Origin of the sequence: Pseudoduganella chitinolytica (assembly GCF_029028125.1) — a bacterium.
Lineage (GTDB): Bacteria > Pseudomonadota > Gammaproteobacteria > Burkholderiales > Burkholderiaceae_D > Rugamonas > Rugamonas chitinolytica.
In genome coordinates this window covers 2,476,853-2,498,414 of the sequence record NZ_CP119083.1, presented here as the reverse complement: position 1 = coordinate 2,498,414, position 21,562 = coordinate 2,476,853, and the positions used below count along the sequence as shown (strand labels likewise).

Sequence of the window (21,562 nt, the reverse complement as noted above, 5' to 3'; positions counted from 1 at the left end):
CCGCATGCTTGGACCGAAAAAAATCTCGCGCCGTCGTTTTCTCCTGAGCGGTGCCGCCGCCGGCGGCGCCCTGTTGGTGGGCTGGGGCGTGGCGCCGCCGCGCCAGCGCCTGAAGGCCCAGGCGCCGCTGCCGGTGGCACGCGACGCGGTGGCCCTCAATGGCTGGGTCGCCATCGCGCCCGACAACACGGTGTCCATCGTCGTGCCGCGCGCCGAGATGGGGCAGGGCGTGCACACGGCGCTGCCGATGCTGCTGGCCGAGGAACTGGACGTGCCGCTGGCGGCCGTGCGGATCGTGCCGGCGCCGCAGGACAAGATCTACGCCAACCTGGCCGTCATGCGCGAGAACCTGCCGTTCCATCCGGACGACAGCGGCTATACCAAGGCCGCCGCCCAGTGGGGGCTGGCGAAGGTGGCGCGCGAGCTGGGCATCAACCTGACGGGCGGGTCTTCCAGCGTCAAGGATCTGTGGCTGCCGATGCGCGAGGCGGGCGCCACCGCGCGCGGGCTGTTGATCGCCGCCGCCAGCCGGGCCTGGAAGGTCGCACCGGAGCAGGTGCGCGCCGATGCGGGCTGGCTGTACCACGACAGCAGCGGGCGCAAGGCCAGCTACGGCAGCCTGGCCGCCGCCGCGGCGCTGGAGACGCCTTACGACGTGCCGCTCAAGCAACCGCACGCGTTCCGCCTGATCGGCCGCGCCCAACCGCGCCGCGATGCGCGCATCAAGAGCGACGGCACGGCGCGCTTCGGCATCGATGCGCGCCCGGAAGGGATGGTCTACGCGGCGCTGCGCATGGCGCCGACGATCGGCGGCACCATGGCGGGGATCAATCCCGCCAGCGTGCTGTCCCTGCCCGGGGTGTTGAGCGTGATCGACTTTTCCGGCGCGCTGCGCGGGCAGACCGGCGCGCAGGCCGGCGTGGCGGTCGTGGCGCGCACGTTCTGGCAGGCCAGCCAGGCGGCGGCGGCGCTGGCCGTGCGCTGGGAAGCGGGTCCGCATGCGGCCCTGTCGACACAGGCCCTGTTCGACGGCCTGGCAGCGGCGCTGGACGGCGATGACGAGCATGTCTATCACAGCCAGGGCGACGTCGAGGACGCCGCAACGGATGCCCGCGTGCTGCGGGCCGAGTACCGCGCGCCCTTGCTGGCGCATGCCGCGATGGAGCCGGTCAACTGCACGGCCCAGGTCAGCGACGGCAAGGTGCGCCTGTGGCTGTCCACGCAGGCGCCGTCGATCGTCGTCGACATCGCGGCGCAGGTGGCGGGCGTGGACGCGGCCGATGTCGAGCTGCACGAGCACCTGCTGGGGGGCGGTTTCGGCCGCCGCCTGGAAGGCGACATGGTGGCGCAGGCCGTGGCCATCGCCCGTGAATGCCAGGGCCGGCCCGTACAGATGATCTGGTCGCGCGAGGACGACGTCATGCACGACGTCTACCGGCCCGCCGCACTGGCGCGCTTCCAGGCCACGCTGGACGCGGCCGGCAGCATCCTGACCTGGCAGTGCCGCGCCGCCAGCGGCGCGCTGGGACACCAGTTCGCGCGCCGCAACCTGGGACTGCCGGCGGGCGGCCCGGACAAGACTACCGTCGAGGGCGCTTACGACATGCAGTACGAGATCCCGCACCAGCGCATCGCCCACGTGGCCGTCGACACGCCTGTCCCACTGGGCAACTGGCGCTCCGTCGGCCACTCGCAGAACGCATTCTTCAAGGAGAGCTTCGTCGACGAGATGGCCCACGCGGCCGGCAAGGACCCCGTGGCGCTGCGCCGCGCGATGCTGCTGCAGCATCCGCGCCACCTGGCGGTGCTGGACGCCGCCGTGGCCCGCGCGGGCAAGGCGCCGGCGGGCCGCGCACACGGCGTCGCGCTGCACCAGAGCTTCGGCTCGATCGTGGCGCAGGTGGCGGAAGTCTCCGTCGAAGGCAAGGAGATCCGCGTGCACCGGGTGGTGTGCGCGATCGACTGCGGCCTGGCCGTCAATCCGAACCTGGTGGCGCAGCAGATGGAATCGTCCGTCGTGTTCGGCCTGTCGGCCGCGCTGGGCGGCGAGATCACGATCAAGGAGGGCAAGGTCGAGCAGGCCAACTTCGGCGACTATCCGGTGCTGCGCATGCACCAGGCGCCGCTGGTCGAGACGATCATCAACCTGTCCACCGAACCGCCGGAAGGGGTGGGTGAGCCGGGCGTGCCGCCGGTGGCACCGGCGGTGGCCAATGCCGTCTTCAAGCTGACGGGGCAGCGCTTGCGCAGTTTGCCGTTGCGGCTGGCGTAAGCGGACGATGAACCCGCGGTGTCATTGGATGTAGTACCCCGACACCCGCCACGACCCATCCGCCTCGCGCATCGGCGTCACCGTCTCCACGGCCTGCTGCTTGTTGGCGAACTGCGTGGTGTACTGGATGACGACGTAGTGGCCGTCCGGCTGGCCGGTAAGGGTTCGCGTGAACGTGGCGGATTTCAAGGCCCGGTCGCCCACGGAGCCGAGCGCTGCGCGGGACTGGCGCATCGCGCTTTCCCACTGCTGCTGCGGCACGGCGGCGCGGAACGGCGCGGCGCCATCGCGCCAGGACGCTGCGTAGTTGCCCGCGTCGACCTGCGCCAGCCAGCGCTCGGCCGCCTCCTGGGCATCGGCCACGGATTCCGGTTCCTGCGCCCACGCGGGCACCGCCAGCAGCGCGGTGGCCAGCATCGCACCGCACAGCCGGGACTTCGTCGAGATTGCCGTTCGCATCGCTACCTCCACCAGGTCATTGTCATGGCGTCATTGTAGCAACGCCGGCAACGCGCCGGGGGCCGCGAGTTGGCCGGCTCAGTGCGCGGCGGTCAACTGCTTGCGGGACGCTGCGGCGTTGCCGCGCAGGCGGAAGCTGCCGACCGCCCGGGACAAGCCCGTTGCCTGCTCGCGCAGGCTTTCCGCAGCGGCGGCGGCCTGCTCCACGAGGGCGGCGTTCTGCCGGGTGATCGTGTCCATCATCGAGACGGCCCGGTTGACTTCCAGGATGCCGGTGGTCTGCTCGGCGCTCGCGGCCGTGATGCCGGCCATGATGCTTTCCAGCTGGCCGACCGCGTGCACCACCTCGTCCATCGTCTTGCCGGCCTCGTCGACCATGCGGGCGCCTTGTTCCACGCGGCCGGTGGAGTCGCCGATCAGGTCCTTGATCTCGCGCGCGGCGGCCGCGCTGCGTTGGGCCAGGTTGAGCACTTCCGACGCCACGACGGCGAAGCCGCGGCCCTGTTCGCCGGCACGGGCCGCTTCCACGGCCGCATTCAATGCCAGGATATTGGTCTGGAAGGCGATGCCGTCGATGACGCTGGTGATGTTGCCGATCCGGGTCGAGCTCTCGCGGATGGCGCCCATGGTCGCGACGACCTTCGACACCACTTCGCCCCTTTGCCGGCGATCGCCGAGGCATTCGCGGCCAGCCGGTTTGCTTTGCCCGCGTCGGTGGCGTTCTGCTGCACCGTCTGCGTCAGCGTTTCCATCGAGCTGGCGGTCTGCAGCAGCGAACTGGCCTGCGACTCGGTACGATCCGACAGGTCGGCATTGCCGCGCGCGATCTCGTCCGTGGCAACCGCCATTTCGTCGGTGCTGGCGGTGATCCGCCCGATCATGCCGGTCAGGTTGGCGTTGATGGTCGCGATGGCGCGCATCAGCACGCCGACCTCGTCATCGTGCAGGACCTTGACTTCCTCGGTCAGGTCGCCTTGCGCGATGCGGGTGGCCGCCGCGGTGGCGGCAGCGAGGTTGCGCTGCATGTAGCGATACACCAGCAGCAGGCACAGCACGGTGCCGCCCACGGAGAGGGCCAGCAGTACGACGGCCAGGGTGAAGGCGGTGCGGGTCTCCTGCTCCGCTTGCGCCACGGCGGCGGCCGTGCGGCTGTCGAGCATGGCGAGGAATTCGTTCAGCGGCCGCATGATCGTGGCCTTGTTGCGGTGATAGGTGGCGTCGTGCATGATGCGGCGCGCCATCTCGAGGTCCGGCGCGTCCTGGCGCGTGAAGCCGCCCTTGCCGTCGTCGAACAGGCCCTTGACCGCGTTCATGGCGATCACCTCGGTCTTCACCAGGCCGTCGGAGTTGGCCTGGGCATCCTTGAGCTTGCCGAACTCCTGCTCGGTGAAGCCGGCCTGGCGCATCATTTCCTGCAGGGCGACCGTGGGCCCGTTCGATGGCGGCACCGCCATGCCCCCGGCCACGAAGTCCCAGTAGATCCGACCATAGTTTTCCGGTCGCGGCCGCTTGCCGTTGCGGATATCGAGGATCGCCATGTACTGCTGCTCGTAGCTGGGGTCGCCGGACACCACGTAGGTGCGTGCCAGCCGTGTCAGGTCGTCCGAACTCTGCCGCAGTTCGTCGGCCAGCACGTACGAGTGATAACGGGTCTGGCTGGCGGCCGTGACGGCCGCCTGCTTGTCGGACACGCGCAGCAGCGCCCACAGCGTCAGGCAGGCCAGCAGAAGAGTGAGGAGGAAGGTTGCAATGAAGGCTTGCTTGATCGATAAATGGCGCATGGGTGCCCCGGAAAGGGGTGCTTGAGCAGAGTTCACAGTAGCGCCACTTCGAAAAGGCTGTCCAGCGTTGCTTGCGTATCGCTATCCTGGCGCGGCCGTTTGTCGGCTCCAGGGTACACAGTTGGCGGTACTGCATGAGCAGCGCGACAAGCTGACGCCGCGACAGCCTGCCGTGAAGGCACCCACCGGACGTGCGCCCGCGTTGTCGGCGCGTCATCAGGCAAGCTGAGCTGTGGCGAAAATGCGCGATTTGTCATCCCGGGAGCGGCGTGCCACGCGGCGATTGTTGATTTCTGTAATGCAATAGATCATACTGGATCGTAACTTGGCGCCGCTGCCTCACCCCAGCAGCGACGTCGCGATCGCCGCCCGAAGCATCGCCTTCGCCCGGTATTTCTTCAAGCGTATGCCCGTTGGGCAGCGCCAACCCGTGCCAGCCGGTGCGTAAGCCATGAACGTTCCTTCCCTGATCGCCCTACTGCGCCATGCCCTGGTGGGTGCCACGCTGCTGGCAATGCTGCTGTGCGCGGCACCGGCACGCGCCGACGACGCGGCCATGCTGGCCGAGCTGCGCGCCATCGCGGACCTGTCTTACAGCGCCAATCCGGCCGCCCTCAAGCGGCTCGAGGAGCTGCGCGCGACATTGCCGCCGAATGTGTCGTACCGCGTCCAGCGCGAGTTGCTGCTGACGCGCCATGCGCTGCAGCGCGATGCCGGCCAGACCGAACAGGTCGCCGAGACGCTCGATACGCTGCGCGAGGTGGCGCTGGCCAATCACGACCGCAATACCGCGCTGCTGGCCCGGCTGGGGCGGGCCGACCGGCTGCTGGACCAGGGCAAGCCCATGCAGGTGCTGGCCATGCTGGACGCGATGCGGCCGGAAATCGGGGCCAACCCGCCGCCGGAACTGCAGAACTGGCTGGACCTCGCCTACGGCGACGCGTACAGCGGCACCAGCCAGTACGACAAGGCGCTGAGCCGCTACCTGGCAGTGCTGAGCCGCGCCGAGGGCAACGATGTCGCCACGTTGCGCGAACGGCTGCAGACGATGATGCTGATCAGTCGTTTGTACGTCAACATGAACAACCCCGAGAAGGGCCTGGCGATGGCGACCGATGCACTGGAGACCTATCGCAGCGTGATGCCGGCGCGGCCGATGGCCTGGCTGCTGTTCGCGCAGGGCACCGCCTACATCTCGCTGGGACGCAATGCCGAGGGCCTGGCCGCCTTCGAGACGGCCCTGGCCACGGCCGAACGGGCGGGCCTGGTCGCCATGGAAGGCGCCATCCTGGGCAATATCGCCGACCACTACTTGCGTTCGATGGAATACGTGAAGGCGGAAGCGGCCGCCCGCCGGGCCCTGGTGAAATCGGTGCAGGTCAACGACACCAGTTCCATCCTGATGGCCAAGGCCAACCTGGGCTTCGCGCTGGGCGGGCAGGGCAAGCTCGATGCGGCGTTGCCGTTCATCCGCGAGGTGATCGCGGCCCTGCGCAGCTCGAACTCCCTGGGCGACCTGGTCAGCATGCTGGACGAGACGAGCCGCATGTTCGAAACCGCCGGGCGCTCGCAGGAAGCCCTGCAGTTCGTGCGCGACCAGCAGACGGTGCAGAAAAGCCTGCTGGCCTCCGAACGCGACCAGGCCGTCGCCGCGCTGCAGGAAAAGTTCGAGGCCGACCGGCGCCAGCGCCAGATCGACCAGCTGGCGCGCGACAACCAGGTCAAGGACACTGTCATCAGCACCAAGCGCCAGGAGCAGCTGATCATCGCGGGGGCGGCCGCGCTGCTGCTGGTGGCCGGCGTGTTCGTCTATGTCCAGTACCGCCGCGCGCGCCGCGCCAATGCGCAATTGGCGCGCCTGAACGTACAACTGGAATACCACGCGACGCGCGACCCGCTGACGGGGCTGTTCAACCGCCGCGTCTTCACGGAACGCATGCAGCGCCGCGCCGGCCTGCCGGAAGCGGAACGGCGCCAGCAGCGCGGCAGCGGCATCGACGTCGTCACGATCATCGACATCGACCACTTCAAGTCGATCAACGACCGCTGGGGGCACGCCGTGGGCGACCGCACGCTGGTGGAAGTGGCGCGCCGCCTGACCGAAGCGGTGCGCACCAGCGACATGGTGCTGCGCTGGGGCGGCGAGGAATTCCTCGTGTTCGCGCCGGGCGTGCCGCCGGACCAGGTGGAAGGCATGGTCGAGCGGCTGCTGGCGAGCGTGGCGACGCTGCCGGTCGATTGCGGCGACGTGCAGGTGCCCGTCAAGATCAGCGCGGGCACCGTGCCGATGCCGTTCTGCGATTTCCCGGAGACGCAGTTCAGCTGGGAGAAGGCGGTGCAACTGGCCGACATGGCGCTGTATCACGCCAAGACCCACGGCCGCAACCGCGCGGTCGTCGTCGGCGGCCTGCGCGAGCCGGTGCGCGCAGCCCTGGCGCAGACCGAGAGCGATTTCGACGGCGCGGTGGCGCAGGGCGCCGTGGCGATCGCCGTGGTGCCCGGGCCCGAAGGTTCCACCGGCGGCGCCTGAAAAAGGGTGACTGTCACCGTTTTTTGAAAAAGGGTGACTGTCACCGTTTTTCGCATTCCCGCAACGGCGGCCGCCACCGTTGTTGCGGATCAGGCCAGCAGGCCTATACTGACGTGGCACGTCCCGCCGTCACGCAGGAGCGCCCGCATGGCCGATACGCCACACATCCCGGCATTTCCGACCGGTGCCGCCGAGTTCGCGCCCGGCTGCACCGTCTGGCGCGAGGCGATTCCGCGCGCGCTGTGCGCCCGCACGATCGCGGCGATGGAAGCGGCCGGCGCGCGCCAGGGCACCGTGCTGCGCCGTGGCGGCGAGGAGCACGACCCCGCGATGCGCGCCTGCACGGAACATGCCGTGTCGGCACCGGATGCGGCGGCGGTTGCGCAGGCGCTGCGCACGGCCGGCGCGGCCGCGCTGCGGGCGGCAGGCGGTGGTCATCCGGCTTTCGACGGCCCGCTGTTCTGCCGCTATGCCCGTGGTGGCCATTTCCGTGCCCACCGCGACCGCTCGCACGACGGCGCCGACAACGCCGTCGTGCGCGGCCGCCGCATCTCGCTGGTCTGCCTGCTCAATGACGCCGAGGCCACGCCTGGGATGCCCGCCTTCGACGGCGGCGCCCTCGTGCTGTACCCGGAACGGCGCCCCGTCAACGTGCCGCTGGCCGCCGGTGCCATCGTCGCCTTTCCCGCCGACCTGCTGCACGAGGTCCGGCCCGTGCGCCTGGGCATCCGGTATGCCGCCGTGGCGTGGCTGTTCGATGTCCCGACTCCCGAGGAGACGCAGCATGCTCAATCCTGACCTGAACCTGCATGGCGCAGCGAACGAACGGCTCGATCTTGCCGTCACGCGCAACTTCGCCGCCGATTTCCGCCCCGAGCTGTTCGCACTGCTGCGTCCCCTGCACCTGGCCCATCTGGTCGAGGAATTGTGGGCGCCGTTGTGCGCCGGCGGGAACACGCTGACCACGGTTGCGCTGGAAGAGCGTCCCTGGCCACCCAAGGGTGTCGGCGCGCGCCGCCTGCGCGGCTTCTGCACGGCGCTGGTGATCGACAAGCGCCAGGCGATCCTGACGCCGCAAGTGCTGGCGGCCGACCAGCAGAGCAACCTGGGCCTGGCCGCCGCGCTGACGCAGCTGCTGTGCGCCGAGCTGGCGGAGCAGGGCATCGTGACGGCGGGGCTGTGGGTCAACCGCGCCTCCGCCGTGCTGTCGCCGCTGCTGCGCGGGGTCGGTTTCGAGGCGGGCGAAATGCGGGTCGTCAGCGACGGCTGCGAGTTCGTGCTGTACAGCGTGGCCACCGACGTGCTGCTGGAGCGGCTCGATATCGCCCAGGCCAGGTTGGGCGACCTGCTGGCGCTGAAGGTCACGCCGGCCGCGATCGGCAAGCTCGCGTACTATCACCTGGGCCTGCAGGCCGGCATCGCCGCCTACTGGGCCGGGCAGGGCGGGCTGGCCGAGATCTATCCGGGGCTGATCGACTGGGCCGCGCTGCCGCCGGCCAGCATCACAGGCACCGCCGGCCCGCCGCTGCCGCGCGAGCAGGACCAGCCCATCTTCGGCAGCTGAAGCGATGGCGGCCGGCGCCTTGCCGACGGTCGACCTCTTCATCCGCGCCTATCACCGCGACCGGGCCTGGCTGGCGCTGGCATTGCGCGCCATCCGTGTCCACCTGCGCGGGCATCGCCGCGTCGTCGTGGTGCTGCCGAGCGCCAGCGCCGGGCGCATGGGCGATCTGGCAGAGCAGGCCGGTATCGACGTCGCTGTGCACTATTGCGAGAACTGGGCCGACGACTACCTGGGCCAGCAGGTGACGAAGCTCCATGCGGACCACTATACCGATGCGGACGTGATCGTGCACATCGATGCCGACCAGCTGTTCCTCGCGCCATGCGACGTTGCCCAGCTGTTCGACGGCGCGCGCGTGCGCGTCGACTATCGTGCGACAGGCGGCCGTCCGCCAGGCGATGGCTGGGGAAGCTGCGCTGCCGACTTCTTTGGGCAGCCGCTGTCATGGGACCTGACGGTGCCGCCGCCGCTCGCGCTGCCGCGCCACGTCTACGTTGCCCTGCGCGCGCAGTGCGAACAGCGCCATGGCGTCTCGATGCCGGCATACGCATTGCAGCGCGGGGCCGACCGCTTCTGCGAGTTCGCGCTGCTGCGTGCGCAGGCACTGCTGTTCGCGCCGGACTGCTGCAGCTGGCAGGAACAGCATCCGCTGCCGCAGTGCCATACGTTCTGGAGCCGTCGCGAGACGCCTGCCAGCATCGCCGCGCGGCTGCCGCCCAGCCTCCAGTGCGCGCCATGAGCGGCGACCTGCCGGTCGCGGTGGTGATCTCGAGCTTTGAAGAAGGCGCGGCGCTGGCCGCGACGGTGGCGTCGCTGCTGGCAGCGCCGGCACGGCCCGCCGAGGTGTTGATCGTGGACGACGGCAGCACGGACGGCAGCACGGCCGGGCCATGGCCGCCGTCCGTACGGGTGCTGCAACGGGCGCACGCGGGCATTGCGCCGGCGCGCAATGCGGGCGCGCTGGCCGCCGCCCAGCCGCTGCTGGTGTTCCTGGATGCCCACTGCACGGTGGACCCCGGCTGGCTGGCACCGCTGGTGGCCGCCTTGGAGCGCCATCCGGACGCCATCGCCGGCCCGGCCGTCCACGACGAGCGCGAGCCGGCGCGGGCCGGCTGCGGCGCGCACCTCGTCGATCCGCTGTTCACGTACCGGTGGAACCGGCCAGCGGGCGATGCGCTGCAGGCGGTCGGGCTGGTGCCTGGCGGCTGCCTGGCCGTGGCGCGCGAGCCATTCCTGGCGACCGGGGGCTTCGGGCCGTTCCGCGAGTTCGGGCTGGAGGACGTCGACCTGTCGCTGTGCTGGTGGCGCATGGGGCGCCCCTTGCTGGGCGTGCCGCGCTCCCACGTCACGCACCGCTTCCGCGTACAGCCGCCGTATCGGCCGGACCTGCAGGCGTGGGTGGAGAACGTGCTGACGACGGCGCTGCGGCACTTGTCCGGCGCACACCTTGCCGAAACGGTGCGTTGTTGTGCGCGCCTGGGCACGTTCAACGCCGCCATCGCAGCGGCGCTGGCGCGGCTGCCCGAGGGCGATCGGCAGGCGGTGGCGGGCGGAAGGGCATGCGAGGAGTATTTGCGCGAGTGGGCGGAACAAGCCTGGCCGGTGGTGCAGGACCAAAGCGTCGGCTAAGCCGTTTCCCTTCCGGGGGCACGACACCGGACGCGTCATGTCGACTCGAGCGGGAACGGCCCTGCGATGAGTGCCGCCAAGCCAAGCCGACGCTCGCATGCAGAGGGTCTGTCCCTGCAAGGGACTGACCCTGGTTTTGATCGCAGAACCATTGAACCGTGCGATCAACACCGGGAGCCGTCGGCGCGCCGGACCGCCTGAAAAACGGGGCAGGCCCCAACCTCGATAGGGCAGTGCCGATATCGGATAGCGGCATTGGCCCCTGTGATAAGCTGTCCGTACGCTTTCAGTCATCCCATGCATAGCTCCCCTCCGATCATCTTGCAGCACAGCCGGCAGAGCGCGCGCAAGGCCGCGGCGCTGATGCTCGGGCTGGGTTTCATCGCAGCGTTACAAGGCTGCGTTGCGGGCCTGCAGGGCGCAAGAGCGTGGCGGGGCGAAGGATCGAATGTTCGAATCCAGGTATGCCTGCCGACCAGGGTTGTCGAGTTCGACGAGATCGTCCTGGATCGCTTGCGCAATCATCCATTGTGGGCTTATCCGGAAGCTGAACTCGCGCTCGCGCCACGGACGGTTCGGCGAGTGAAGCCGTCCGCCGATGCCCGTACCGCCGCAAGGCTGCTGCTTCGTTACGAAGAGGTGTTCAATGATTCCCCTGGCTTGTCGGCCGGCGTGTTGAGCCTGCGAGACTCGACGGTTCATGGCCAGCCTGTCTTCGATAAGGGATCTCCAGACCGGGGCAGTACCGCGAGCGCCATGGGCATCACGCTGCCGTCGCCTGACAACGGTGTGACCTACTGGTTCGTCTACCCGCATGACATCCCCGCTGACGGGTTCAGTGCATGGATGGAACCTGCCTCGATGATCCCGGTTGGTCACAAGTCCGATCCAGCGCTGGCGCTCATGGAGCGCCGGCAACTGCCAAGCTATCCGGTCAGCCGCGATGCGCCCAGAATGCGTTACGCGCGGGTACCGCGACCCTCGCCACAGCGTGACCCTGCAACGGACTCGCTGCCTGCGCTCTACACGGCAAGGGAGAGATTCAAGTTGCCCGACAGCCCCCCGACCTATGCGTACGAATTTGTCGAACCAGCTGGGCAGCCGATTCCGGCTTGTCGATAACTGGCAAGGTTCACCGGGCTGTTCAAAGTCCTGCCGTCGGCCCTGGTCGGCAGGCCGACCGCGTGGCCGAGGTAATATGGCGTTTTAACGTTGAACCTGCTGACGTGTCCAACATCAAACATACCCTCGTCCTCGCTGTTTCCCTGGTAACGCTTGCGTTTGGCAGTGCCGGCCAGGCGCAGACCATGGAGCCTGCGCGCCCGTCGTGGCTATTGAAACCCGCCATCAATCCGCTGCCGAACTGGTACGAAGTTCGGGGTGGCGCATGGCGGGTTCCGGCAGACGTCGTCGAGGAGATGGCTTCCCACATCAAGGCCGAGGCCGGTTCATCCGTCAGCCCGCGCCTGGACACGTATCTGATCCAGTACCAGGGGGAATCGGCGGGGAGCGTCCGGTCGGTGCGCCTGATGGGCGCGTGTCGGACGGATGTAAGGAGTGACCGGGAATTCTCCGAACGGTTCTATATCGTATTCGACGGTGGCAAGTGCTTTTTCGATGCGACCTACGACCCTGAGGAAAAACGATTCACGTCGTTGAAATATCACCAGCGCTGACGGAAAACGTCGCGCCGCCAAACTCAAGCATCGGGGATCACTCCCCCATCAACACCCGCAAATTGCAATCGCGCTGCCACTCGCGCCGCTCTGCGGTACTGTCGGCCAGCCGGCGCAACTCGGCCGGATCGGTGTCGGCAATCGTCTGGATCAGGCGATGCGCGACGTTCGGGTCGGGCACCATCGTGCCGAAGAACGCGACGGTTTCGTGGTGCTGGATCAGGAGGGTGGGGAAATTCTCGACGTCCAGGTCGCCGACCAGGTCGGCGTGGTCCTCGATGTCGACCCACAGGAAGTATTTTTCGGGGTGGCGCTGGGCCAGCTCCTCGAAGGCGTTGCGGTAGCTGGCGCACGTGCCGCACCAGGCCGCGCACAGGCAGGCCACGATCAGGTGGTCCTGCGCCAGCGCGGCGGCCACTTCGGCGCGGTTGTCGGCTTGTAGGGTAGTGCTGTGCATAGCGGCTATTGTACAGCGAATGGTGCGCGCTTCCGCCCGTCGTGCAGCCGCGCCGCTGGGCCGGAGCGGCGCCGCAGGGTAAAATAACGGGATGTCTGCCTCCACCGTTACCCTGATTGCAATTGAAACGTCGTCCGAAACCGCCTCCTGCGCGCTGCTGCGAGGCGGCACCGTCACGTGGCGCGAATCGTCCGGCGTGCGCACCCATTCGCAGGCCGTGCTGCCGATGATCCAGGAGCTGCTGGCCGAGGCGGGCATCGCGCTGGCCGACTGCGACGCCATCGCGTACGGCGCCGGGCCCGGCTCCTTCACGGGCGTGCGCACCGCCTGCGGCATCGCGCAAGGCCTGGGTTTCGGCGCCGGCAAGCCGCTGGTGCCCGTCGTCACGCTGGACGCGATGGCGCTGGCGTGCCATGAAAAACATGGCGCAGCGGACGTGCTGCCGGTGCTGGATGCGCGCATGAACGAAGTCTACTGGGCGCAATACCGCTGCGACAACGGCGTGCCCGTCGCCACGCAGGCGGCCGTGCTGTCGGCGCCACAGGACGTGCGGCCCGAGGGCACGCCGGCCGTGTGCGGCAATGGCATCGCCGCATATGCCGAGGCTTTCGGCACGGCGCCGTTCGCGGCTGCCGACACGGCCATCCTGCCGCACGCCGTGCAGATCGCTCGCCTGGGCGCCATTGCGCTGGCGGCAGGGCAGGGCGTGCCGGCCGCCGAGGCACAGCCGCTGTACTTGCGCAACAAGGTGGCGTACACGAAGGCGGAGCGCGCGGCCATGAACGGGACGCCGGCATGAGGGTGACGACATGAAGGTGACGACATGAAGCGGGCGCCGCACTGGGACCTGGCGCGGCTGGTGTACGAGCCGATGCAGGTGGCCGACCTGGCGGACGTCGTCGCCGTCGAGCAGAGCGTCTATCCGCATCCGTGGACGCGCACCAATTTCGCCGACTCGCTGAAGAACGGCTACCAGGCCTGGGTGCTGCGCAACCCGGCCCGCGAGCTGCTGGGCTATTTCCTCGTCATGGGCGTCGTCGACGAGGCGCACCTGCTGAACGTGGCCGTGGCCGCGCCGTGGCAGGGCCAGGGACTGGGTCGCTTCCTGCTGAACCAGGCCGCGGCCTGCGCGCGCGGCCTGGGCATGGAATCGATGCTGCTGGAAGTGCGGCCGTCGAACGTGCGCGCGCTGGAGATCTACCGCCGCTACGGCTTCACGGAGATCGGCCGCCGCAAGGGCTACTATCCAGCGGCCAACGGCACGCGCGAGGATGCCATCGTGATGCGGATCGGGCTGTGAGCGAGCTGTCGTCCCGCAGTGCCGTGTTCCTGGACGCGATGGGCGTCGGTCCGCAGTGGCTGTTGCGCGACCGGCCGGCAAGCGCGCCTGAGATGATGGAAGCCGCCGCGCCGGAAGCGGTGCATGCCGACGCTGTCGAGCCTGCGCCCGCCGTCGAAGCGCCGCCCGCGTCCGCTGTCATGCCGACCGCCGCGCCGGCTGCCGACACGGCATGGTTCGACAACGCCCCACCGGCACCGTCCACGGCGCCCGCACTGAAACAGCCGGCCAAGAAAATCGAACCGGCGCGACCGCAGGCACCGTCCGCCGCGGCCGAGGACACGGCCTGGTTCGACGCCGTGCCCACGCAAGCGGCCCGGCCTGCCGCCCCGGCGGCTCCCACCGGAGCGCGTGCCGCGACGGACGAGGAGATCGCGTCGATGGATTGGCACGAGCTGCAATCGGCTGTGCGGCGCTGCACCCGTTGCGACCTGTGCGAGACACGCCGCGCCGCGGTGCCGGGCCGTGGCGACGAGGCCGCGCGCTGGCTCGTGCTGGGCCTGGCCCCGACGGCGGGCGACGAGGAAAGCGGCATGGCGCTGGGCGACGAGCCGGGCCAGCTGCTGGAGAACATGCTGCGCGCCGTCGACCTGTCCAGCGAGGCAGGTGCCTACGTCACGACGCTGGTCAAGTGCCGAGCCGTCGATGCCGCAGGCGCCGACCGCACGCCGACCGCGGCCGAACTGGCGGCTTGCCGGCCCTACCTGCAACGCGAACTGGAGCTGACCGAGGCCGGCCTGGCGCTGACCTTGGGCGGCGTGACGGCCAAGGCGCTGCTGGGCGCCGCCGCGCGCGGCAAGGTGCTGCGCCATGGCGAGCTGCCGGTCGTCGCCACGTTCCATCCGGCCGACCTGCTGCGCCGCCCGGAAGACAAAGCCCGGGCCTGGGCCGACCTGTGCCTGGCCCGTTCCGCCCATGCCGGCCGGCGCTGACGCCACCGTCTTTACCGCCTACCAGGCGCAGTTCGCGCGCCGCTGGGGACACCTGACGCGTCCGCACGTGCGCGCGCTCGCCTGGCTGCTCGATTCACCCGACCTGCTGGACCCGGCGGCGCCCGGCTGGCAGGGGCGCATCGCCGTGCCCGGGCCCGCGGATGCGGCCACCGCCGCCTGGCTGGCGCAACTGGAGGCGGACCCGGCCCCGCTCGACGCGGCGCTGGGCGGGCGCCACTACTCGCGCCTGGGGCTGTATGCGGAAAAGCTGATGGCGTTTTATTTCGCCCAGCGTGGCGACCTGGTCGCGCATGGCCTGCAAGTACGCGCCGCCAACAATGGCACCGTGGGCGAGTTCGACTTCCTGCTCGACGCCAGGCCGGGCCTGCGCCACATCGAATTCGCCACCAAGTTCTATCTGCTCGACAGCGTAACGCCCGGCGACGACTTCGACCAGCTGGTGGGGCCGAACCTGGCCGACACGCTGGGCCGCAAGCTGCGCAAGATCTTCGGCCAGCAGCTGGAACTGGGGCGCCATCCGGCCGCGCAGGCACTGCTGGCGCAACCGGTGGTGGCCGCGCAGGCGCTGGTCAAGGGCTGGCTGTTCTACCCGGAAGGGACGGCGCCGCCGCTGCCCGGCATCGGTGCCGCGCACTGCCGCGCGCGCTGGCATACGCTGGGCCGGCTGGGCGGGTTGGCCCAGGCGCCCGGCGAGCTGCACATCGTCATGCCACGCCTGCACTGGCTGGCGCCGCTGATGGTGCCGGCCCGGCCGACGGACGACGACACGGTGCCGTCCACGCCGCCGGCAATGCCGTTGGGTGACCTGATACCACTGCTGGAACGCAAATTCGCCGTGGACCGTTCACCCGTGATGGTGGCGGCGGTGCGGCAGGAAGGCCACTGGCTGATCGAGGAGACGCGGGCGTTTGTCGTGCCGGACGACTGGCCGCAGCGGGCCGCGGAGAGAAGGGCGGCGCGGGCCGCCCCCTGATCAGTGTTTGTGCTCGCCGATCAGCGCGAGCGAATCCTGCTCGCGCTGGTTGGCCGCATGCAGGCGCATGATGAACACCATGGTGCCGGCCAGGAACAGGCCAAACAGGATGATGATGACCTGCAGGTCCAGTTGCAGGCGCAGCATCAGCGAGTACACGGCCAGCATCGTCAGGATCGACAGGTTCTCGTTGAAGTTCTGCACGGCGATCGAATGACCCGCGCTCATCAGGACGTGGCCCCGGTGCTGCAGCAGGGCGTTCATCGGCACGACGAAGAAGCCGGACAGGATGCCGATCCCGATCAGCATCGGGTAGGCGATCCACGTGCTATGCACGAACGCCATCGCCATCACCATGAACCCCATCGCCACGCCCAGCGGAATCACGGAGAGCGACTTGCGCAGCGTGATGAACTTGGCCGACAGCACGGCGCCAACCGTCACGCCGACGCCGACCAGGCCCACCATCGTCGTCGCCTTCTCATACGTCATGTGCAGGTATTGCTTGGCCCACTCCAGCACGATGAACTGCAGCGTGGCGCCGGTGCCCCAGAACAGCGTGGTGACGGCGAGCGAGATCTGGCCCAGCTTGTCCTTCCACAGGATCACGCAGCAGTTGGCGAAGTCCTCGATCAGGCGGGCCGGATTGCGCTCCTGGTGCGGATAGACGCTGCCGGTCAGCGGAATGCGCAGGTTGAACAGCGCGGCGGTGACGTACAGCACGGCGACGACGCAGAGCGCCGCTTCGGCGGCGCTGTCGATGCCGGTGTCCCCGAGCGGGAAGTCGAAGGCCAGCATCATCGCGCCGACCTTGGCCGACACCAGCGCGCCGCCCATCACGGTGCCGAGGATGATCGAGGAAATCGTCAGGCCTTCGATCCAGCCGTTGGCCGCGACCAGTTTTTCCGGCGGCAGCAGCTCTGTCAGGATGCCGTACTTGGCGGGCGAATAGATGGCGGCGCCGATGCCGACGATCGCATACGCGGCGAGCGGATGGATCTGCACGAACAGCAGCGCGCAGCCGAAGATCTTGACCATGTTCGCGATGAACATGACGCGGCCCTTGGGCAGCGAATCGGCGAAGGCGCCCACGAAGGCGGCCAGCAGGACGTAGAACAGGACAAACAGAAATTTCAGCAGCGGCGTGATCCACGCTGGCGAGTGCATCCTGGTGAGCAGGTCGATCGCGACGAACAACAATGCGTTGTCCGCCAGCGACGAAAAGAACTGCGCTGCCATGATGGTATAGAAACCACGGTTCATTCTGTGAGCCTGAAAACTGATATCGGCTTGCTTTATACCATGAAAGGTAGGCTTTCCAAAGAAAAGGGGCACCCTTTGGAACCGCCCTTCGGTAACGTCCCGGGGCCTGCCTGCGGTACAATCCGGGCTTCGAATATTTGCCGGAATTGCCATGCCGAGGCCCATCACCGCTACCGTTCATATCGCATCGATGCAGCACAACCTGGCCCGCGCGCGCGCCTGCGCGCCCGGTTCGAAGGCATGGGCTGTCGTCAAGGCCAATGCCTACGGCCATGGCCTTGAGCGGGCGTTGCGCGGCTTTGCCGCCGCCGACGGGCTGGCGCTGATCGAATTCGACAACGCGGTGCGCCTGCGCGAGATGGGCTGGACGAAGCCCGTGCTGCTGCTGGAAGGCTGGTTCGACGCGGCCGACCTGGACACGATGGCACGCCACGACCTGAACGGCGCAGCGCACTGCATGGAGCAGATCGCGCTGCTGGAAGCCTTTTGCGCGGCCACGCCGCCGCTGCGGCCGCTCAACGTGCACTTGAAGATGAACACGGGGATGAACCGCCTGGGCTTCAAGCCGGAGCAGTTCGCCGCCGCATTCGCGCGCCTGCGCGCCATCGCGCACGTGGGCGAGATCACGTTGATGACGCACTTCGCCAATGCCGACGAGGCGCACCATCCCTGCCTGCCGCTGCACGAGCAGCTGCGCCGTTTCGAGCAGGGCACGGCCGGCTTGCCGGGACCGCGCAGCGTGGCCAATTCCGCCGGCGTGTTCCAGATGCCCGGCATGCCGGGTGCGCTGGTGTCGGACTGGATCCGGCCCGGCATCATGCTGTATGGCGGTACACCGGGCGGGCGCACGGCCGCCGAGTACGACCTGCGTCCGGCGATGACGCTGTCTTCCACGCTGATCGGCGTGCAGGACATCGCGGCGGGCGAATTCGTCGGCTACGGCAGCCGCTTCGAGGCCGAGGGCGCGATGCGCATCGGCGTCGTCGCGTGCGGCTATGCGGACGGCTATCCGCGCCACGCCCCGACCGGCACGCCGATCCTCGTGGACGGGGTGCGCACGCGCACGGTGGGCCGCGTGTCGATGGACATGCTGGCCGTCGACCTGACGCCGGTGCCGCAGGCGGCGGTCGGCAGCCGCGTCGTGCTGTGGGGCGCGGGCCTGCCGATTGACGATGTGGCAACGGCGGCGGGCACCATCGGCTACGAGTTGATGTGCGCGGTGGCGCCGCGCGTGCAGGTGGTTGAGGATTGAACCTGCGCCCTCATATATAGACAGCCCAAAGACACCCCCAACGATCCAGGACCGCTGCATGGCAAAAGCAAAGACGAACTACACCTGCAGCGAATGCGGCGGTACCAGCACCAAATGGACGGGGCAGTGTCCCGCGTGCCGGCAGTGGAACACGATGGTGGAAACCGTCGTCGAGACGGCCGGCGTGAACCGCTTCTCGCAGGGGCAGCACCAGGCATTGGCGCAGACGGCGCCGGTGCTGTCGCTGCACGAGATCGAGGCGCTCGACGTGCCGCGCTTCGGCACGGGCATCGATGAATTCGACCGCGTGCTGGGCGGCGGCCTGGTGGCGGGCGGCGTCGTGCTGATCGGCGGCGACCCGGGCATCGGCAAGTCCACCTTGCTGCTGCAGGCGCTGGCCGAGATGTCGCGCCTGCGCAGCGTGCTGTACGTGTCGGGCGAGGAGTCCGGCGCGCAGATCGCGCTGCGCGCCAAGCGCCTGGCCATCGATGCCAAGGATTTCAAGCTGCAGGCCGAGATCCAGCTGGAGAAGATCCTCGGCACGCTGGCGGACGTCAAGCCGCAGGTGGCCGTGATCGACTCGATCCAGACGCTGTATTCGGACGCGCTGACGTCGGCCCCCGGCTCGGTGGCGCAGGTGCGCGAGTGCGCGGCCCAGCTGACGCGGGTGGCCAAGCAGACCGGCGTGACGATCATCCTGGTCGGCCACGTGACGAAGGAGGGCGCGCTGGCAGGTCCGCGCGTGCTGGAACACATCGTCGACACGGTGCTGTACTTCGAGGGCGACAGCCACTCCAGCTTCCGCCTGGTGCGCGCCATCAAGAACCGCTTCGGCGCCGTCAACGAGCTGGGTGTATTCGCGATGACGGAAAAGGGCCTGAAGGGCGTGTCGAATCCTTCCGCGCTGTTCCTGTCGCAGCACGACAACCAGGTGCCCGGTTCCTGCGTGATGGTGACGCAGGAAGGCACCCGGCCGCTGCTGGTGGAGATCCAGGCGCTGGTCGATGCCAGTCACCTGCCCAACGCACGCCGGCTGTCCGTGGGCCTGGAGCAGAACCGGCTGGCGATGCTGCTGGCCGTGCTGCACCGGCACGCCGGCATTGCCGCGTTCGACCAGGATGTGTTCATCAACGCGGTAGGCGGCGTCAAGATCACGGAGCCGGCCGCCGACCTGGCGGTCCTCCTGGCGATCAACTCGTCGATGCGCAACAAGCCGCTGCCGCGCGGTTTCGTCGTATTCGGCGAGGTAGGGTTGGCCGGCGAGATCCGGCCGGCGCCGCGGGGCCAGGAACGGCTGCGCGAAGCGGCCAAGCTGGGCTTCTCGATCGCGATGATCCCGAAGGCCAACGCGCCCAAGCAGCCGATCGAAGGCATGACCATCATCGCCGTGGACCGCATCGACGACGCGTTCAACCGCTTGCGCGAGCTGCAGTGATTGCCTTCAACGTGGCTGCATGTTTCTCTACTGCACGTTAGAATAGCGACGTTCCTTCACGATTCACGGTACAGGTAAAAACAGTGTCAGTCGAACAAAGACAGAGTGCCCGCAAGATCATGCGTACCCGCGCGATGGTCGTCATGGACGGCGGCCAGCCAAAGCCGGCGCGCACCTACGACATCAGCCTGGGCGGCGTATCCGTCACGACGGAGTACAAGCTCAATCCGGGCCAGGCCGGCCAGGTCGTGTTCGAGATGCTGGTCGAGGGCAAGCCGCAGTTGATCACGGTGCGCGGCAAGGTCGTGCACTGCATCTTCAGCGGCGACGAGTTCAAGGTCGGCTTCATGTTCCAGCCGCTGGCGCCGGAGGCGCTGGCCGCGATCACCCGCTTCATGAAATAACTGCGGAAGTAGCGACGGCAGTAACCGGCAGTATGGATTGGGGAGTAATTGCCCGTCTGTTCCGCGTTCCGATTTTCCGGCGGCATGCGATCATGCACCATCCCCTCACTGGAGGTTGCCCATGAATACCAACGCCAGCAATATCCTTTCTTCCCTGTACGGCAAGCCCACGCCCGGTACGGGCACCACGTTGTCGCCGACGGTGGCCGCGCGCGTCCAGCAGGCGCTGCAGGGGCAGAAGGGCACGATCGACAAGCTCAACGCGGGACTGACGCAGGACCAGACCAAACTGTCCGGGCTGGGCCAGCTGCAGAGTGCACTGGCCTCGTTCGGTGCACTGGCAGAGGGCATCGGCGGTGCGGGGCTGGCAACGTCGGCGACGTCATCGGCCAAGGGCGTGCTGACGGCCGCCACAGGCGCAGGTGCCAAGGCCGGCACATACCAGGTCGACGTGCGCCAGCTGGCACAGAACCAGGTCCTGAACAGCGCCACGCAGCCGCTGGCGGACAGCAAGATCGGCAGCGGCGCGGCGGCGACCGTTCGTATCGAGCTGGGCACGGTCACGGCGGATGGCTTCAAGGCCACGGCGGGTGCGTCGAAGATGCTGACCGTCGACAGCAGCAACAACACGCTGGAGGGCATCGCCAAGGCACTCAAGGAAGCGGGCGTGGACGCGGCGGTGGTCAAGGGCGAGGGCGGCTACTCGTTGCAGGTAAAGGGCAAGGACGGCGCCGCGCAGGCCATCCGCATCGGTGTCGTGGGCGATGCCGCGCTGAAGGCTGCCATCGGTTTCGATCCGGCCGCGCCGGGCGCCACCGGTATGAAGCAGGCGCAGGCCGCCCAGGATGCGTTGCTGACGGTGGACGGCAAGGAAGTGAGCAGCGCCAGCAATACGGTCGGCACCGCGATTGCCGGCGCCACGCTGACGCTGACCGCGGCCGGCAAGACCGATGTGACGGTCAGCCACGATACGAGCCAGATCGGCAAGAACGTCGCCGCGTTCGTGCAGGGCTACAACGACCTGAGCGCCCGGCTGGCTACGCTGCAGCGGGGCGCGCTGAAAGGCGATAGCACGCTGGGCAATATCAGCAGCCAGCTGAGCCAGATGGTCAAGATGGGCAGCGGCCTGGCCGAAGCGGGCGTCAGCCTGGACAGCAAGGGCCAGCTGGTGCTGGACGAGAAGAAGCTGAAGGCGGCCATCGCCGCCGATCCCGCCGCCGTCACGAAGCTGTTTACGAACGAGGGCCGCGGCCTGGCCGACAAGCTGGACAAGAAGATCGACGCGTTCTCCGCCGACGGCGGCGCGCTTGCCCGTACCCGCTCCCAAGTGACGCGCGACCTGGACAACCTGGCGGACCGCAAGGAGAAGCTCGCCAGGTCGCTGACGGTGCAGGCGCAAGCGCTGGCGCAGCTGTACACGATGCAGGAGCAGTCTGGCGGGACGGGGTCGTTGCTGGACTTGTTGGGGTGACGGTGGCCAGGCCTGCGGACGCCGCTGATGAAAACCAGGGTCAGTCCCCTGCGGGGACAGACCCTGACCCATAGCGTGGAACCGGCCTGTGGCGCGTCCGGCTT

Annotated in this window: 19 protein-coding genes and 1 pseudogene; 16 read left to right on the top strand and 4 right to left on the bottom strand. The window is 68.5% G+C overall.

The features are described 5' to 3' along the window. Positions 1–4: 4 nt before the first annotated feature. The gene (locus PX653_RS10975) at positions 5–2,272 is read left to right on the top strand and encodes a xanthine dehydrogenase family protein molybdopterin-binding subunit (protein WP_277417914.1); all 2,268 of its coding nucleotides are present in this window, start codon (positions 5–7) and stop codon (positions 2,270–2,272) included. A gap of 21 nt (positions 2,273–2,293) precedes the next feature. On the opposite strand, the gene PX653_RS10970 is transcribed toward PX653_RS10975, so the two are convergent. Together PX653_RS10970 and PX653_RS10965 are read right to left on the bottom strand one after the other, a co-directional pair. Beyond that, positions 2,294–2,731, bottom strand: a complete 438-nt coding sequence (locus PX653_RS10970) for a DUF4019 domain-containing protein (protein ID WP_277417913.1) — start codon at positions 2,729–2,731, stop codon at positions 2,294–2,296. Positions 2,732–2,809: 78 nt separating this feature from the next. Continuing rightward, positions 2,810–4,512: pseudogene (locus PX653_RS10965) on the bottom strand (methyl-accepting chemotaxis protein). A 451-nt stretch (positions 4,513–4,963) separates the two neighbouring features. On the opposite strand from PX653_RS10965, the gene PX653_RS10960 reads away from it, so the two are divergent. The 7 genes from PX653_RS10960 (at position 4,964) to PX653_RS10930 (ending at position 11,911) form a co-directional block, all read left to right on the top strand. Continuing rightward, positions 4,964–7,042, top strand: coding sequence for a tetratricopeptide repeat-containing diguanylate cyclase (locus PX653_RS10960; protein ID WP_277417912.1), 2,079 nt, complete (start codon positions 4,964–4,966; stop codon positions 7,040–7,042). A gap of 147 nt (positions 7,043–7,189) precedes the next feature. Beyond that, positions 7,190–7,840 carry a 2OG-Fe(II) oxygenase gene (locus tag PX653_RS10955; RefSeq protein WP_277417911.1) on the top strand — a complete coding sequence of 217 codons (651 nt, stop codon included), beginning with the start codon at positions 7,190–7,192 and terminating at the stop codon, positions 7,838–7,840. Then, positions 7,827–8,606 (top strand): GNAT family N-acetyltransferase, encoded by a 780-nt coding sequence (locus PX653_RS10950; RefSeq protein ID WP_277417910.1) that lies wholly within the window; start codon positions 7,827–7,829, stop codon positions 8,604–8,606. Before PX653_RS10955 ends, PX653_RS10950 begins: the two co-directional genes overlap by 14 nt. A 4-nt stretch (positions 8,607–8,610) precedes the next feature. Continuing rightward, a complete protein-coding gene (locus PX653_RS10945; RefSeq protein WP_277417909.1) occupies positions 8,611–9,345 on the top strand; it encodes a glycosyltransferase family protein in 735 nt (244 codons plus the stop codon). Further along, the gene (locus PX653_RS10940) at positions 9,342–10,235 is read left to right on the top strand and encodes a glycosyltransferase family 2 protein (protein ID WP_277417908.1); all 894 of its coding nucleotides are present in this window, start codon (positions 9,342–9,344) and stop codon (positions 10,233–10,235) included. The genes PX653_RS10945 and PX653_RS10940 overlap by 4 nt, the downstream gene beginning before the upstream one ends. Before the next feature lie 297 nt (positions 10,236–10,532). Beyond that, the gene (locus PX653_RS10935; RefSeq protein WP_277417907.1) at positions 10,533–11,357 is read left to right on the top strand and encodes a hypothetical protein; all 825 of its coding nucleotides are present in this window, start codon (positions 10,533–10,535) and stop codon (positions 11,355–11,357) included. A gap of 104 nt (positions 11,358–11,461) precedes the next feature. Then, complete coding sequence (locus tag PX653_RS10930; protein ID WP_277417906.1) at positions 11,462–11,911, top strand: hypothetical protein; 450 nt, start codon at positions 11,462–11,464, stop codon at positions 11,909–11,911. A 37-nt stretch (positions 11,912–11,948) separates the two neighbouring features. Here PX653_RS10930 and PX653_RS10925 read toward each other — a convergent pair whose 3' ends face one another. After that, positions 11,949–12,368: a thioredoxin family protein gene (locus PX653_RS10925; RefSeq protein WP_277417905.1), complete on the bottom strand. Its 420-nt coding sequence runs from the start codon at positions 12,366–12,368 to the stop codon at positions 11,949–11,951. A gap of 91 nt (positions 12,369–12,459) precedes the next feature. Between PX653_RS10925 and tsaB the strand changes: the two genes are divergently transcribed. The 4 genes from tsaB to PX653_RS10905 are packed head-to-tail and all read left to right on the top strand — an operon-like array spanning position 12,460 to position 15,633. After that, positions 12,460–13,167 carry a tRNA (adenosine(37)-N6)-threonylcarbamoyltransferase complex dimerization subunit type 1 TsaB gene (gene tsaB, locus PX653_RS10920; RefSeq protein WP_277417904.1) on the top strand — a complete coding sequence of 236 codons (708 nt, stop codon included), beginning with the start codon at positions 12,460–12,462 and terminating at the stop codon, positions 13,165–13,167. Between the two features lie 24 nt (positions 13,168–13,191). Continuing rightward, positions 13,192–13,668 (top strand): ribosomal protein S18-alanine N-acetyltransferase, encoded by a 477-nt coding sequence (rimI, locus tag PX653_RS10915; RefSeq protein ID WP_277417903.1) that lies wholly within the window; start codon positions 13,192–13,194, stop codon positions 13,666–13,668. Then, positions 13,665–14,639 (top strand): uracil-DNA glycosylase, encoded by a 975-nt coding sequence (locus PX653_RS10910; RefSeq protein WP_277417902.1) that lies wholly within the window; start codon positions 13,665–13,667, stop codon positions 14,637–14,639. The genes rimI and PX653_RS10910 overlap by 4 nt, the downstream gene beginning before the upstream one ends. Further along, the gene (locus PX653_RS10905) at positions 14,623–15,633 is read left to right on the top strand and encodes a DUF1853 family protein (protein WP_277417901.1); all 1,011 of its coding nucleotides are present in this window, start codon (positions 14,623–14,625) and stop codon (positions 15,631–15,633) included. Before PX653_RS10910 ends, PX653_RS10905 begins: the two co-directional genes overlap by 17 nt. Here the strand turns inward: PX653_RS10905 and lplT are convergent, their stop codons facing one another. Then, positions 15,634–16,896: a lysophospholipid transporter LplT gene (lplT, locus tag PX653_RS10900; RefSeq protein ID WP_277417900.1), complete on the bottom strand. Its 1,263-nt coding sequence runs from the start codon at positions 16,894–16,896 to the stop codon at positions 15,634–15,636. It abuts the gene before it with no gap. A gap of 151 nt (positions 16,897–17,047) precedes the next feature. On the opposite strand from lplT, the gene alr reads away from it, so the two are divergent. The 4 genes from alr (at position 17,048) to fliD (ending at position 21,458) form a co-directional block, all read left to right on the top strand. Continuing rightward, positions 17,048–18,148: an alanine racemase gene (gene alr, locus PX653_RS10895; protein WP_277417899.1), complete on the top strand. Its 1,101-nt coding sequence runs from the start codon at positions 17,048–17,050 to the stop codon at positions 18,146–18,148. Between the two features lie 58 nt (positions 18,149–18,206). Next, positions 18,207–19,583 carry a DNA repair protein RadA gene (radA, locus tag PX653_RS10890; protein ID WP_277417898.1) on the top strand — a complete coding sequence of 459 codons (1,377 nt, stop codon included), beginning with the start codon at positions 18,207–18,209 and terminating at the stop codon, positions 19,581–19,583. An 83-nt stretch (positions 19,584–19,666) separates the two neighbouring features. After that, entirely contained in the window at positions 19,667–19,987 is a 321-nt protein-coding gene (locus PX653_RS10885; RefSeq protein WP_277417897.1) for a PilZ domain-containing protein, read from the top strand. 121 nt (positions 19,988–20,108) lie between these two features. After that, entirely contained in the window at positions 20,109–21,458 is a 1,350-nt protein-coding gene (fliD, locus tag PX653_RS10880) for a flagellar filament capping protein FliD (RefSeq protein WP_277417896.1), read from the top strand. The last annotated feature ends 104 nt before the right edge of the window (positions 21,459–21,562 follow it).

What these genes read in the sequence shown, in the direction of transcription:
- rimI (WP_277417903.1), top strand. Translation starts at nt 13,192, where the DNA reads ATGAAGCGGGCGCCGCACTGGGACCTGGCGCGGCTGGTGTACGAGCCG.
- lplT (WP_277417900.1), bottom strand. Translation starts at nt 16,896, where the DNA reads ATGAACCGTGGTTTCTATACCATCATGGCAGCGCAGTTCTTTTCGTCG.
- PX653_RS10955 (WP_277417911.1), top strand. Translation starts at nt 7,190, where the DNA reads ATGGCCGATACGCCACACATCCCGGCATTTCCGACCGGTGCCGCCGAG.
- PX653_RS10925 (WP_277417905.1), bottom strand. Translation starts at nt 12,368, where the DNA reads ATGCACAGCACTACCCTACAAGCCGACAACCGCGCCGAAGTGGCCGCC.
- fliD (WP_277417896.1), top strand. Translation starts at nt 20,109, where the DNA reads ATGAATACCAACGCCAGCAATATCCTTTCTTCCCTGTACGGCAAGCCC.
- tsaB (WP_277417904.1), top strand. Translation starts at nt 12,460, where the DNA reads ATGTCTGCCTCCACCGTTACCCTGATTGCAATTGAAACGTCGTCCGAA.
- PX653_RS10970 (WP_277417913.1), bottom strand. Translation starts at nt 2,731, where the DNA reads ATGCGAACGGCAATCTCGACGAAGTCCCGGCTGTGCGGTGCGATGCTG.
- PX653_RS10935 (WP_277417907.1), top strand. Translation starts at nt 10,533, where the DNA reads ATGCATAGCTCCCCTCCGATCATCTTGCAGCACAGCCGGCAGAGCGCG.
- alr (WP_277417899.1), top strand. Translation starts at nt 17,048, where the DNA reads ATGCCGAGGCCCATCACCGCTACCGTTCATATCGCATCGATGCAGCAC.
- PX653_RS10975 (WP_277417914.1), top strand. Translation starts at nt 5, where the DNA reads ATGCTTGGACCGAAAAAAATCTCGCGCCGTCGTTTTCTCCTGAGCGGT.
- PX653_RS10960 (WP_277417912.1), top strand. Translation starts at nt 4,964, where the DNA reads ATGAACGTTCCTTCCCTGATCGCCCTACTGCGCCATGCCCTGGTGGGT.
- radA (WP_277417898.1), top strand. Translation starts at nt 18,207, where the DNA reads ATGGCAAAAGCAAAGACGAACTACACCTGCAGCGAATGCGGCGGTACC.
- PX653_RS10905 (WP_277417901.1), top strand. Translation starts at nt 14,623, where the DNA reads ATGCCGGCCGGCGCTGACGCCACCGTCTTTACCGCCTACCAGGCGCAG.
- PX653_RS10940 (WP_277417908.1), top strand. Translation starts at nt 9,342, where the DNA reads ATGAGCGGCGACCTGCCGGTCGCGGTGGTGATCTCGAGCTTTGAAGAA.
- PX653_RS10950 (WP_277417910.1), top strand. Translation starts at nt 7,827, where the DNA reads ATGCTCAATCCTGACCTGAACCTGCATGGCGCAGCGAACGAACGGCTC.
- PX653_RS10945 (WP_277417909.1), top strand. Translation starts at nt 8,611, where the DNA reads ATGGCGGCCGGCGCCTTGCCGACGGTCGACCTCTTCATCCGCGCCTAT.